This is a genomic window from Prochlorococcus marinus CUG1417 (assembly GCF_017695975.1).
Taxonomy (GTDB): domain Bacteria; phylum Cyanobacteriota; class Cyanobacteriia; order PCC-6307; family Cyanobiaceae; genus Prochlorococcus_A; species Prochlorococcus_A marinus_AG.
The window spans coordinates 127,740-141,395 of the sequence record NZ_JAAORN010000002.1; the positions used below are offsets into that span (position 1 = coordinate 127,740).

At 27.8% G+C, this 13,656-nt stretch carries 11 protein-coding genes; 5 read left to right on the forward strand and 6 right to left on the reverse strand.

The features are described from left to right. Nucleotides 1-6 precede the first annotated feature (6 nt). Together HA140_RS06835 and HA140_RS06840 are read left to right on the forward strand one after the other, a co-directional pair. Entirely contained in the window at nt 7-855 is an 849-nt protein-coding gene (locus tag HA140_RS06835) for a glycosyltransferase family 32 protein (protein ID WP_209040384.1), read from the forward strand. After that, on the forward strand, nt 852-2,642 hold the full coding sequence (locus HA140_RS06840) for an ABC transporter ATP-binding protein (protein WP_209040385.1): 1,791 nt from the start codon (nt 852-854) through the stop codon (nt 2,640-2,642). The genes HA140_RS06835 and HA140_RS06840 overlap by 4 nt, the downstream gene beginning before the upstream one ends. A gap of 13 nt (nt 2,643-2,655) precedes the next feature. Here HA140_RS06840 and HA140_RS06845 read toward each other — a convergent pair whose 3' ends face one another. Both HA140_RS06845 and HA140_RS06850 read right to left on the reverse strand, forming a co-directional pair. Next, a complete protein-coding gene (locus HA140_RS06845) occupies nt 2,656-3,591 on the reverse strand; it encodes a hypothetical protein (protein ID WP_209040386.1) in 936 nt (311 codons plus the stop codon). Between the two features lie 47 nt (nt 3,592-3,638). After that, a complete protein-coding gene (locus HA140_RS06850; RefSeq protein WP_209040387.1) occupies nt 3,639-4,481 on the reverse strand; it encodes a class I SAM-dependent methyltransferase in 843 nt (280 codons plus the stop codon). A gap of 136 nt (nt 4,482-4,617) precedes the next feature. Here HA140_RS06850 and HA140_RS06855 point away from each other — a divergent pair, with 136 nt between their 5' ends. Both HA140_RS06855 and HA140_RS06860 read left to right on the forward strand, forming a co-directional pair. Next, entirely contained in the window at nt 4,618-5,478 is an 861-nt protein-coding gene (locus HA140_RS06855; RefSeq protein ID WP_209040388.1) for a hypothetical protein, read from the forward strand. A 74-nt stretch (nt 5,479-5,552) separates the two neighbouring features. After that, the gene (locus HA140_RS06860) at nt 5,553-6,998 is read left to right on the forward strand and encodes a mannose-1-phosphate guanylyltransferase/mannose-6-phosphate isomerase (protein ID WP_209040389.1); all 1,446 of its coding nucleotides are present in this window, start codon (nt 5,553-5,555) and stop codon (nt 6,996-6,998) included. Between the two features lie 51 nt (nt 6,999-7,049). Here HA140_RS06860 and galE read toward each other — a convergent pair whose 3' ends face one another. Further along, on the reverse strand, nt 7,050-8,093 hold the full coding sequence (galE, locus tag HA140_RS06865; protein WP_209040390.1) for a UDP-glucose 4-epimerase GalE: 1,044 nt from the start codon (nt 8,091-8,093) through the stop codon (nt 7,050-7,052). A 311-nt stretch (nt 8,094-8,404) separates the two neighbouring features. On the opposite strand from galE, the gene rfbF reads away from it, so the two are divergent. Beyond that, a complete protein-coding gene (rfbF, locus tag HA140_RS06870; RefSeq protein ID WP_209040391.1) occupies nt 8,405-9,178 on the forward strand; it encodes a glucose-1-phosphate cytidylyltransferase in 774 nt (257 codons plus the stop codon). Between the two features lie 57 nt (nt 9,179-9,235). On the opposite strand, the gene asnB is transcribed toward rfbF, so the two are convergent. The 3 genes from asnB to HA140_RS06885 all read right to left on the reverse strand — a co-directional run bounded on the left by asnB (nt 9,236) and on the right by HA140_RS06885 (nt 13,532). Then, a complete protein-coding gene (asnB, locus tag HA140_RS06875) occupies nt 9,236-11,197 on the reverse strand; it encodes an asparagine synthase (glutamine-hydrolyzing) (protein ID WP_209040392.1) in 1,962 nt (653 codons plus the stop codon). A gap of 69 nt (nt 11,198-11,266) precedes the next feature. Then, nucleotides 11,267-12,394, reverse strand: coding sequence for a glycosyltransferase family 4 protein (locus tag HA140_RS06880; RefSeq protein WP_209040393.1), 1,128 nt, complete (start codon nt 12,392-12,394; stop codon nt 11,267-11,269). 70 nt (nt 12,395-12,464) lie between these two features. Next, nucleotides 12,465-13,532: an EpsG family protein gene (locus HA140_RS06885; protein WP_209040394.1), complete on the reverse strand. Its 1,068-nt coding sequence runs from the start codon at nt 13,530-13,532 to the stop codon at nt 12,465-12,467. Between the last annotated feature and the right edge of the window lie 124 nt (nt 13,533-13,656).

The following is a 13,656-nucleotide window of genomic DNA, read 5'->3' on the forward strand; positions in this document are numbered from 1 at the left end:
AAATTAATGGAAAATAATTTATTTAACACTGAATTTGCGAGAAATTCAAAATTCGATCCTAATTTCGTAGGAAATATATCTAAAAAAAATGATTGGAAGTTTCTTGCAGATCAATTTAAATATTTTTTAGATGATAAGAAGTCTACAAAGCCTTTAATACCAAAACTAATTCATCAAATATGGTTAGGTGATAAGAAATTACCAAAGAACTGTATTCCTTGGATGAAATCTTGGAAAAACTTTAATCCGGACTGGGAATATAAATTATGGAACGAAGATAATATCAAAACACTAAATATAAAAAATTTTGATGTTTATTCTAAAAAAATCAATCCTGGTTATAGAAGTGATATCTTGAGGTACATTATTTTGAAGAAATTTGGCGGTCTTTATGCTGATACAGACTTTGAATGCCTTAAACCTTTACCCTTGGATATTCTCAAATATAAATTCATCGCTGGGATAATGTTTGGTAATAATCCTATTATTGGAAATTCAATATTACTAAGCACGCCAAATTTTATACTTTTAGATAAAATTCTCACTCATATAAAATCAACAGAATATAAAAATGATATCGATCATATAATTAAAAATTCAGGGCCTGAAAACGTTACTAAAGAATTTTTTTCATTGGAAAAAAAAATTAAAAATCAAATTCTTATTCTTCCATCTAATTATTTCTATCCATATCCAAACTTTAGGATAAATAATCATATTAATAAGTATTTGGAAATTGAAGATATAAGCATTGGCATTCATCATTGGAATATGACTTGGATGAAAGGTAGTTTAATAAATAGAATAAAAAATAAATTGAAACTTTATTTTAAATTTAATAAAAATCAAAAATGAAAAGAAGCTATAAATTACTAAAATCCATTTTAAACTTATTTAGAGCACTAGATAGAAAAAGAAAATATCAATTTTTTGGAATAATATTCATCAATATACTTAATGGGCTTTTTGAGTTTATAACAATTGGCTCAGCTCTTTTATTTATAGAGTCTTTAACAAATCCAAATAAAATTTCTTCTTCTTTTTCATTGTTGATCATAACATTTAATATTGAAAATGATAAAGATTTAGTTACTTTATCTACCTTAATTTTTTTAATAATTATATTTTTAACTACTATAATTAGAATTGTTAATTTATGGTTAAATACAAAATTCAGAATTTCCTTTATAAATTTTATTTCGAATAATGTTTATCGTAAGATAATTAATCAAGATTATTATTATTTTATTAATAATAATAGTAGTGATCTATTAACAGATTTAACTTCTAATATAGATAAAACAAATTTCTTCTTTGAAAACTTATTAACATGTACTACCTCCATAATATTATCACTAAGTATTATTTTATCTCTTATCAAATTAAACTTTTATATAACATTTTCTTCAGTTATATTCTTCTTATCAATATATACTCTTTTAGGAATCTTTATAAATAAAAGAGTAGAAAAAATTAGCAAATATGAATTAAAATCCAATTATAATCTAATCAAAAATATACAAGACAGTTTAAATGCTATAAAAGAAATTATTATTTCAAATAATCATGAATTTTATGTAAAGAACTTTAAAATAAACAACCTTAATTTACGTACTTATCAAGGTGTGATCGCATTCATAACTACGTTTCCACGATATTTATTCGAAGGTATTGGTCTTTTGTTCTTAGGGATTTGTGGTTTCACAATTTTCTCAAAATTTGATAATTCAGCCAATATTATTGCTTTATTAGGAGCTTTTGCTCTTGGGGCACAGAAACTTCTACCTTCCATGCAAAGTTCTTATAAATCTTGGTCATTACTATATTTCTATAACAAGCCATTAGACAGGATACTAAATCTAATTAATTTAAATAGTAATGAGACTAATTCAGTAAAAGATAGGCTTTCATTTAAAAATGAGATAAAAATAACAAATCTAAACTTTTCTTATACAAGTAATAGTGGGGAAATATCCAAAGATATTAATCTAACAATCAAGAAAGGAGAAAATATAGGCATATTTGGGAAGACTGGGAGCGGTAAAACGACGCTTATAAACATTATGATGGGTCTCCTAACCCCCAAAAGTGGTTTTATAATCGTTGATAACACTGATCTTTTTAATAAAGATAAAACATTCATTTTAAAAAAATGGAAAAATAATATAGCTCTTGTCCCACAAGATGTATTTTTGTATGATGCCACGATATTAGAAAATATAGCTTTTTGCATTCCTAAAGAAAAAATAGATTATAAAAGAGTTCGTAATGCAGCAAAGATTGCTTGTGCGCACGAATTTATAAATAAAACGATAGATGGTTATAACACTTTTGTAGGCGATAACGGTATTAAATTAAGCGGTGGTCAAAAACAAAGAATTGGTCTTGCTAGAGCAATTTATACTAATTCAGATTTGCTTATTCTTGATGAATCAACAAGTGCTTTAGATTTTAAAACTGAAAAATCCGTAATTGAGTCAATATTCAATCCAACAACAAATAAAAAACTTACCACTATTACTATTGCTCATAGATTATCTACTTTAAGATTTTGCGACAAAATTATTGAATTAAATAATGGAATGATTAGAAACATTTATAACAATAAAGAGTTTGTAGAGAAATTTCAAAATTTATTTTAAAAATATTTTTTAATTACATTTTTTTTAAATAATTAAGTACTATAGATATTTTTCTTTTTAATCTAAGAAAAATATTATTTTTTTTATTTAAATATGATCTTATCTGATTCATACAATTAGTATCTTCAATTATATTTTCAGGAAAATGTATAATATTTTTCTCGTTAACTTCCGAATTTAAAATATCATTGTCATAACTGGAGTGAATGCCGCTCCCATCATGCCCTATATTTCTTGTTAAAGAAATTCTAGGAGTTAAGCATAAACCTTTATTAAGGAAAATAAAGCTATACCAAAAGATATCCCAAATATTATTTAATTTTCCATTTGCATTATTTAATACTTGAGACCAAAATAGGCTCTTTCTCAAGTTAAGATCAAAGTCCTTAATCATTCTTGAATTAAAAACATTACTTAAATAATATGGATCACAAGACAATGGATCGTCTATAAATTTATTCCATCTATCTTTCCATGTGGCCCATCCCCAACAAAACATAGTTCTAATAAAAAAGCACTCAAGTTTGGAATCTATTCTCGTAGGAAAATTATATCCATTAATATGCCAAACCTCCGTTTGATTTTTATAAATGACAAGAGCGTTATTCATGTAAGACAAAAAATATTTTGAAACAACAATATCATCTTCCAAAATTATTACAGTTTCATATTTTGATAAAACTCCTGAAATGCCTCTTTTAAGGTTAGGACTACATGAAAGATTAAATTTAGCCCTATTAATTGTTATTGTTTTAAATTTATTAGAAAATGATTTTATAATTTTCTCAACACTGTCAATTAAATGTATTTCAGAAATTTTTCTATGTCCATCAATGAATGCATATAGATCTGTATTTTTCGCCTCACTATTTTTACTTAATGAATTAAGAGTTTCATAAGTATGGTAAGGTCTGTTAAAAGCAAAAAAGGCAATTGGGCTATATTCCATATTTAAATCTTTTCATTTATTATATTTTAGTAAATCAAGGAAATATACTACCTTATATTTTTAATTAGTTTTTTACTATAACTAAAATCACTTTGTGTAAGAGATTTTTCTTTGAAAATTAAATTTAGCAGAATTTTTTGAAGTTTTTCAAATAGTAAATTAATTTTCCAAATTATTCTTGCAAGCCGGAAAGCTATAATCCATTTTCTTGTATTCGCAAGAACATGTAGAGATTTTCCAAAACTAAAGATTCTATCAGGATCGTAACCTTCTTTTTTGAAAGCAATCTTAAGACTTTTAATGCTGTGAAATGATATATGTTGTCCAACTTCAAAGTTATAATAATCCCAATTTAAATTTGGTATCTTGCCAACATCTCTAAGTTCTGTCGAAAATAAAAACAAATTGACATCTCCTACTTTTTCTCTTAAGAATGATGGTAGAGAGGGAATATGCTCAATAACTTCAAAAGAAGTCTTTATTTTAATTTTTGACATCATTTCGTCAGAAGCTATAAAAGGTTTTATTAATGACATCGATGAAAATTCATCAAATCCGTAAAATAAGTATCCTTTGTCTCTCATTAATCTTGGGAAAATACCAATTCCAGTTCCTAAATCCAAACATTTCTCAAAATCAGCCGTTCTATTAATTATTTGCCAAATTCTAAAATATAAGATCGTCTTCGATGCCAAAGAATTGTTTCGAATAACGTGACCCGTATCACATGAAAAGGATTCTTCATAAGCATTAATAAGCCAGGTAGGATTACAAAGAAAAAGGATATCACAATCGTTGCAGTGCATTAAGTCTGATTTAATATAATCTTTAGTAACCTCTACTCTCTTTTTACAAACCAAATTAGTTCCATTACAATTTGGACAATTCAAGAATCTAATTGATAACTCGTATTATTATATACTTAAGAAAAACAATTTTAATAAGATAAAATTTTTGAAATTGTAGATTATCTTTTTTTTAAAAATACTTTAAAACTATATTTTATAAGCTTTCCCCAGTCATCTGATGCAAGATAAGAAATTTTTAATTGTTGGCACAGTTAAAAACTGCTCCAAAACTTTATTAAATACAGTAAATTGCATTGATAAAGCATTTTCAAAAACATTAAAGTATCAATTTTTCTTGGTTGAATCTGATAGTACTGACAATACATTACAAATCTTGAGAAATTTAAAGAAAAAAAGAAAAGATTTTAATTTCGAATCTTGTGGTTTTTTAAAATATAAACTACCTAATAGGACTGAAAGAATTGCTTATTGCAGGAACAAATATTTAAATTATTTATTTAAAAATTCGATTTATAAATGGGTTGATTATTTGGTTGTTGCCGATTTTGATGGTGTATGCTCTAGTTTAAATGAAAAAAATCTCACATCGTGCTGGGAACATGATGGTTGGGATGTAATGACATCAAATAATAAAGGTTTATATTATGATATTTACGCATTAAGGCACGATATTTGGTCGCCAAATAATTGTTGGGAATATAAAAAAGCCCTAATTGAGATTGGATATAATGATTTTGATGCAGAGAGACAGGCTGTAAAGGGCAGAATGATAAAAATTAATCCAAACGCTAAATTAATAAAAGTCAATTCTGCATTTGGTGGATTAGCAATTTATAAAAAAATAGCCATATCTAGAGATGCTACATATAAAGGTAAGGATAACAATGGGCAACTTATTTGTGAACATGTAATTTTCAACAGTTTCATCACTTCAATTGGCGGTAATATATATATCAATCCTCAATTAGTTATTGGAGAATCACCTAAAGAACATGTGTTAGGAGGAAACAAGCTTTTTGTGTTTTTTAAAAAATTAATCCTAATTTTAAAAAGTGAATTAAAAAAATTATTCAGTTAAATCAAATGCAAATCTTCAAATTATTTTCGCCTCATAAAAAAATATTACGTTAATAAATTTTGTTTAAATAAATCATGAAAAAACCTAAAATTATTCCAATAATACTTTGTGGAGGCAAAGGTTCTAGATTATGGCCGTTATCAAGACAAAGCTACCCTAAACAATTTCTTTCTTTGTATGGTGAAGATAAAAAGTCATTACTACAAAAAACACAAACTAGAATTTCTGGGATAAGCAACATAACTAGTCCCATAATAATTTGCAGTGAAGAGCATAGATTTTTAGTGGCTGAACAGATGAGAATAATAGGAGTTAATCCAAAAGCAATTATTCTTGAACCTGAAGGTAGGAATACTGCTCCTGCTATTACAATTGGAGCCCTAGAAGCAGTTGAAGAGGATAGCGACTCAATATTATTAATATTATCTGCTGATCATAAAATAGATAACAATAAAGAGTTTACCAGAGTGATCCACAAAGGATATGAATACGCCAATCAGGGTAGATTAGTTACTTTTGGAGTGATTCCAACCTATCCAGAGACCGGATACGGATATATTGAAAGTGAATCAACCCTAAATATTGAAGATCTAAAAGGTTCTAAAATAAAAAAATTCATCGAAAAACCAAATCAAAATCTTGCTGAGAAATTCCTAAGAGATGGTAATTTCACGTGGAATAGCGGCATTTTTATGTTTAAAACCAAAGTTTTTTTAGAAGAATTAAAAACCTATTCACCCAAAACATACTATTGCTCTAGAGGAGCAATGGAATCAAAAATAAAAGATCTTGATTTCACAAGAATTAATGAAAATAAATTCAAAGATTCTCCCAATATTTCAGTTGATGTGGCAGTTATGGAAAATACCAATCTTGGAACAGTATTACCTTTAGATGCCGGATGGAGTGATGTTGGAAGTTGGAAATCCCTGTGGGAGAGTCAAGAAAAAGATAAATCAGGAAACTACATCTCAGGAAAGGTTATAGATAAAAACTCTAAAAATTGTTACATAAGAAGTGAAAGTAGATTAATTGTAACTCTTGGATTAAATAACTTAACAATTATCGAAACTTCAGATGCTATCTTAATCTCCGATAAAACTAAAACTGACTCTATCAAATCTATAGTTGATCAATTACAAAAATCTGGTTTGGAGGAGGGCTCTATTCACAAAAAAATTTTTAGACCTTGGGGTAATTATAATTCAATTGCACAAGGGGAAAACTGGCAAGTGAAAAAGCTTGAAGTAAAAGCCGGGGCAAGTTTATCCCTTCAATTGCACAAAAAAAGATCTGAGCATTGGATTGTAGTAAAAGGTACTGCTGATGTGCAAATTGGAGATAAGAATTTTTTATTAAATGAGAATCAAAGTACATTTATCCCACTTGGCACTAAGCATAGATTATCAAATCCAGGCAAGAAAAACTTGACTTTGATTGAGGTTCAGAGTGGGGATTATTTGGGAGAAGATGATATTATTAGATTTGAGGATCAATATGGGAGAAAACCTCATAGTTGAGAATTTAAAATAATTAATAAAGATCAAACAAAACCAATTTTTAAAAATTATTTATGGATTGTTTAGATTATTATTTTGCCATCTCCAACCATCTACGCACATATCTTCAAGACTTCTTTTAGGTGTCCATTTTAATAAACTTTTGGCTAAAGAATTATCAGCTATAACAATACCGTAATCTCCTTTTCTTCTATTAGTGAATTCATAATTAATTTTTACTTTATTAACATTCTCAAAAATCCTTATCAAACCTAACACACTTGTTCCCTTACCAGTACCGATATTGAGATTCAAAATTTGTGGTTCATTATTTTCTAAATATTCAAGAGCTTTGATGTGACCTTCAGCTAAATCCATCACATGTATAAAATCTCTTATACCAGTACCATCATAGGTAGGCCAATTTTTGCCATAGATTCTCAGCTTTTCTATTTCGCCAATTGCCACTCCATTAAGGATTGGGAAAATATTATTTTTAATGCCTTTTGGATTTTCACCAATTAAACCAGATTGGTGAGCTCCAATTGGATTAAAATATCTTAAATTTGCAATCCTCCAATTATTACCTTTGTCATAAAGATCTTTTAATAATCTTTCAATAGCAAGTTTAGTTTGACCATAAGGATTTATCGGATTTATTGGGCTACTTTCATTTATTAATTTATCTCCACTAATTTGATAAATTGTTGCACTACTACTAAAAATAACTGTTCTACATTTATATTTCTCCATTAATTTAAATAAAATTATTGAACCTCCTACATTGTTATGCCAATATTGCAAAGGACTTGAAAGAGATTCAGCAACTGATTTCAATCCTGCAAAATGCATTACACAAGAAATAGGTTCACATTTCTCTTTAGCAAGCTTAAAAATATGGTCCAGTAATTTTTCGTCATTTATATCTCCTTTTATAAAGGTCAAATTATTTCTTATGTTTTTATCATTTAATAAAAAATTTATCTTACTAATAACTTTTTCTGAACTATTTACTAAAGAGTCCAATATTATGACTTTATATCCTTTCTTTAAAAGTTCAAGACAAGTATGACTTCCTATATATCCAGTGCCACCTGTAGCAAGAATAGTTTTCATTTCTGATTTTATTATTCTGAGTTTTAATTACTTATAATTTAATAATTATACTTTTCCAAAGTAGAGTATTAATGAAATAGATAAAGGTTGAGATAAAGATAAAAATTTTAAACATTTTTATCTTTTTTACCAAATACCATTCTTTAATAAATCTTATAAAGGTTTAAATTAATAAATAACTAAATTCAAAAGTTTTATCTAAACCGTCTTATAATCTTCCTATGATCTGAATAAAACTAATAAAATTTTTTAATTTATATTGTTAATAAAACTGCTATTTCTTTATAATTACTCTAATTTAAAAAAAAAAAATGAAAGCGGTTATATTGGCAGGAGGTTTAGGCACTCGTTTATCTGAAGAAACTCACCTGAGGCCTAAGCCAATGGTAGAGATAGGTTCTAAACCTATTCTATGGCACATAATGAAAATCTTTAGCTCTTATGGAATTAAAGACTTTATAATATGTTGCGGATACAAAGGATACATAATCAAAGAATATTTTTTTAATTACTCTCTACATCTTTCAGATTTAGAAATAGATTTAGATTCTAATAAAATAAATATCCTTAACAAGAAAGGTGAAGATTGGAAAGTAACTGTTCTAGATACTGGTGAAACAACTCAAACTGGAGGGAGATTAAAAAGAGCGTATGAATTTCTCAAAAATGAAGAAAGTTTTTGTTTTACTTATGGCGATGGATTGGCAGATATAAATATAGCGGATCTAATTTCTTATCATAATAGTCATAAAAAGCTTGCTACCATTACTGCTGTCCTCCCTCCTGGCAGATATGGAGCACTTAATTGCGAAAATAATTTGGTAAAGAGCTTTCAAGAAAAACCTAGAGGAGATGGAGGTAGAATAAATGGAGGATTTTTTGTACTATCTCCTAAATGTATTCCTCTCATAAAAGATGATAATACTGCTTGGGAAGAGTATCCCCTCAAAAAACTAGCTGAAAGTAGAGAGTTAATGGCCTATACACATGATAAATTTTGGCAGCCAATGGATACTTTAAGAGAAAAAAATCTGTTGGAAAAGTTATGGCAGGAAAATAAAGCCCCATGGAAAACTTGGAGCTGATAAATAAATTCCCCAAAATTTAATTAGTTAATATTTGAATCAAAACAATACTCTTTTTTATAGTTCTATATCAGAAAGCCAAGATTGCCATATCAATAATGTCCATAATCTTGATGAATTATCTTTTTCACCACTTAAGTGAGAGGTCAAATTTTTAGATACTATTTCTGAATTTAAATAACCTTGCCTTTTAATAGTTGAGTCTGAAAGCAGATCACAAGCCCAATCTTTTAAAGGTCCTCTCAACCAATTATTAATTGGTATTGCAAAACCTTTTTTTTGATTGTTAATTAAAGAATTAGGCAAATAATTGCTTAAAATCTTCTTAAGTATCCATTTTGTTTTTCGATTTCTTATTTTCATAGAAAGCGGCAATTCCCAGGCTAATTCAGCTACTCTATGATCCAAGAAAGGAGCTCTAACTTCTAAACCAGTTGCCATCGAGGCTCGATCAGTTTTTACAAGGATATCTGAATGAAGATAATTTTGAACATCAGCAAGCATTATTCTTTCAGCAATGGAGGAAGCATATGGTAATATTTCTTTCTTCTGTTGACTACAATTAGTAAATTCTTCATTGAGTAAATATGATGTATCATTCGATCCACAAGTTAAAGAGTTATAAATAGACTCTAAGTTATCGGCATGTAAGATAGATTTTGATAACTTTTGAATTTTTTGTTGAGATAGACCTATATTTTTATTTGGTAAGTTTATTAATAAGCTACTAACTAAAGATCTAACTGAATAAGGTAAGTTTTTAAAAATTTTATGTATTTTAGGTATTAAATAATGACGATTGTATCCGCCAAATAGTTCATCAGCTCCATCCCCAGATAGAACGACTTTAAGACCATTTTTAGAAGCTTCTCTACAAACTAGATATGTAGGGATTTGAGACGAATCAGCGAATGGCTCAGTATAAATACTTGATAAAGAGGGAATTAATTTGATCAAATCTGAGGAGGAAAGGGCCACTTCATTATGATTTGTACCTAAATAAGAGGCTATCAATTTTGCAGCGGGTCCCTCGTCAAACCCCACTTCCCCTTGATTATTATCTGGGAAAGAGATAGTAAAGCTATTTATAGGTTCTTTAGAGGAATGCATTAATAAAGAACAAATCAGGGAGGAATCAATACCGCTAGATAGAAAAACCCCTATAGGGACATCAGAAATTTTCTTTTCCTCAACTGATCTTAATAGTGAATTGTTGACTTCTTTAATTGCAAAATCGTCATTATTAAGATTCAATTCAGACCTATTCTGAGAAATTTTTAAAGGATCCCACCACTTTATAGGATTTATACTTCTGAACTCTAATCTTTCAATATTTTCATAGTTAATTTCCAAATAGTGGCCTGGACTCAATTGATTAATATCATCTTCAATTGTCAAAGGTGCAGAAATAAAACCTTGATTTATAAAAGACTCAAACGCAGCCTGATTTATATTTATTTGATAGTTTTTTAGTGCCCTGAAAGCACTTAAATCTGAAGCAAATAAAAAACTTTTTCTGCTTCTATTATTAAATTTTTTCAAACCATAATAAAGAGGTTTTTCTCCAAATCTATCTCTTACCAAATAAATAGATCTTTTTTTTCGATCCCATAATGCAAAAGAAAACATTCCTGCAAATCTGTCTAATGCTGAATTCAATCCCCAAGTCTCTATACAGGCAAGAAGTGTTTCAGTATCTGAGTTTCCTTTCCAAAAGAAGTTTCCAGTGCTGTATTTGGAAAGATCTTTTCTTAATAATTTATGGTTATAAATTTCCCCATTAAAAACAATTACATATCTACCTGATTGACTTAAAAAAGGTTGGTTTCCATTCTTACTTAAATCTTGAATTGCCAATCTTCTATGAGATAATGCAATTCCAATCTTTTCATCAATCCAACATCCAGAACTATCAGGGCCTCTTGACTTTATATTTTTCGCCATATCATTGACTTCTTTAGCCAAAAGATCTCCCGAAGTACCATTATTAAAATCCCATATACCCGCTATTCCGCACATTTAAAAAACAAGAGCTTTATTTATACTAGTACAAACAAATGCTTGGGAGAAATAATCAAGGTTTCTAATTTAAAATTTTTCGTATAAACTCATTGTTTGAGAAATTACCATTTCAGAATTGAATTTTTTAATTGTACTTAGTCTTGCATTCTTCCCAAATTTCTCAGAAATTACAGGATTATTAATTAAAAATAATATAGCTAGCTTAATCGAAACTGGATCATGCGGAGGAACTATCAAGCCTGATTCTCCATGCTTCACAACATCATTACAGCCGGGAACATTTGTAGTAATTATTGAACATTCCATTGCTGAAGCCTCTAATAATGCCATCGATAAGCCCTCTCTCCAGGACGGCAAGATAACAATATCTGAATTTTCGTATATAGGCTTTAAGTCTGATAATTGACCAAGTAATTTAATCCAACTTTTATTTTTTAATTTGTCAATTTCTCTCTTAGAAAGAAAGCTTCTATTATGGAAAGATAAATCACTTGGCACATATAAACACAAATTAACATTGTCATCAATAAGACTTTCACATGCTTCTAAAAGTTCGATAATACCTTTTTCCTTGATAATCCTTGAAGGGAAAAATATTTTAATAGTTTTTTTAAGGTCAATTTTTTTAATTTCTTTTTCCCTCTTGTAATAATTCACATCTACTCCTGAACCTCTAATAAGAAAAGACTTATTTTTTGAAATTATTTTCAAACTCTGAAAAAAATTCCTATCTTCTGAATTTTGAAAAATTAGATTTGAAGATTTGTGATTAAAAACTTTTCGATATATGAATACCATAAATACTCTATATATAAATGCATTTGTATTTTTAGCTAGAAATACATGACCTAATCCTGTAATGGCATTGAAAATTTTCTTTAAACCAACTATTCTTCCAGCTATAGTTCCATATAAACAAGCTTTAATTGTGAAATGATGAGCCATATCAGGTTTGATTTTCAAAAAAATATTTATCAAATCAATTATGGAAAAAATTTCTAATAGAGGATTTATAGAATTCCTATTGAGTTTCCAATTTACTATTTCACATCCAGTCTCTTTAAGAGGTTTAGAATAACCATCAAAAGGGAAAACCAGAGTTACATTATATTTCTTTAATAATTCTTTAATTAACTTGAATCTAAAATTATATAAATACCATCCTGTATTGGATACAATAATTATTTTTTTCATAAATCTAAAAGATAATTAAAGATCTAAAAATATGGACTAACTTTTTCATAATTTTCATAAATATAGGAAATTACAATATTATTGTTGAAAAAATTATATTCTTATATGGGATCCAACAAAATGAGTGTTTAGCAAATAGCAACCAAATAGAAAGTACAATAAATACACTTACTACTATTAAAACCTTCCAAGCAAATTTATTAAATTTGAAAATACCAGTATCTGGCAAATGGGAAGCAACCAATAATTGAATAGGTAAAAAATTTAAAGCAACCCTATCAACAGCAGTAGATGAAGGTACTATTGGTAGAGCAATTAAGGCGGCGAATGACATCAATGATATGACAAAAAATATTTTCTTAGAAATGTTTGATATTTTAAATTTATTTACATTAAAAATAAATATAAATGAAGGGATAAAACATAAAATAATTCTAATTAATGCACCACTTGAGGCCATGTTTTGCCCCAAATAACCTAATACAAGATTGTCCCAACTAGAAATAATAAATTCGGATATAAAGTAATAACCTATTGGAATGATTAATAAAATTTTCAAAAGATTATTGGATCTTTCGCTTTTAAATGTATAAATAAGTGGAGCGAAAAAAAATAAACCACCTGAACGATGGAATAACATTCCTATAATTATAAGAAAAATACTTTTATAAAATTGACCTTTTTCTAAAATCAAAATCGCCAATAAAAATAGGGCAATAGACACTGATTGTCTTGTATAACCCATTGCTACAACTGTAATAAGATAAGGATAAGCAACACATAAACCTAACCAAGGTCTTGGAAGGCTATCGCAAAATTTAATTAAACAATATGAAAATATTACGGCACAAACTGCATTGACCAAAATAATACCAAAATCGAATCTTGAGAAGATTGAATTAAGAGTGAAATATGCAGGTTCCAGTGTTAACCAATTTTCTATTACTCCATCTCGAATATCCAAAAAAATTTCTAGATATTGATCCCAGTCGCAACCAACTTCATTCCTGAACCCAATAAATAAAGAAAAAAATAATATTAATAAATTTTGGGCCTCTTTTTTAAAAGTATTAAATGCTTGTGTTTCCTCAATTGCTTTAAAACCTAGGAAAAAATAAAGAAGATAATAAAAAATCATTATATTTTTTAGTCAATTAATTAAGTTCAAAAAAATTAAATTAAATACTAGTTCATTATTTGTTTTATTTATATTCAAGAAATAAGTTTCTAATATCATTACTAATTTTCCTTTTTAAAAATTT

Bases quoted from the DNA above. Each gene is read 5' to 3' on its own strand.
- rfbF (WP_209040391.1), top strand. From the start codon at position 8,405: ATGAAAGCGGTTATATTGGCAGGAGGTTTAGGCACTCGTTTATCTGAA.
- asnB (WP_209040392.1), bottom strand. From the start codon at position 11,197: ATGTGCGGAATAGCGGGTATATGGGATTTTAATAATGGTACTTCGGGA.
- HA140_RS06840 (WP_209040385.1), top strand. From the start codon at position 852: ATGAAAAGAAGCTATAAATTACTAAAATCCATTTTAAACTTATTTAGA.
- HA140_RS06885 (WP_209040394.1), bottom strand. From the start codon at position 13,532: ATGATTTTTTATTATCTTCTTTATTTTTTCCTAGGTTTTAAAGCAATT.
- galE (WP_209040390.1), bottom strand. From the start codon at position 8,093: ATGAAAACTATTCTTGCTACAGGTGGCACTGGATATATAGGAAGTCAT.
- HA140_RS06845 (WP_209040386.1), bottom strand. From the start codon at position 3,591: ATGGAATATAGCCCAATTGCCTTTTTTGCTTTTAACAGACCTTACCAT.
- HA140_RS06880 (WP_209040393.1), bottom strand. From the start codon at position 12,394: ATGAAAAAAATAATTATTGTATCCAATACAGGATGGTATTTATATAAT.
- HA140_RS06855 (WP_209040388.1), top strand. From the start codon at position 4,618: ATGCAAGATAAGAAATTTTTAATTGTTGGCACAGTTAAAAACTGCTCC.
- HA140_RS06860 (WP_209040389.1), top strand. From the start codon at position 5,553: ATGAAAAAACCTAAAATTATTCCAATAATACTTTGTGGAGGCAAAGGT.
- HA140_RS06835 (WP_209040384.1), top strand. From the start codon at position 7: ATGGAAAATAATTTATTTAACACTGAATTTGCGAGAAATTCAAAATTC.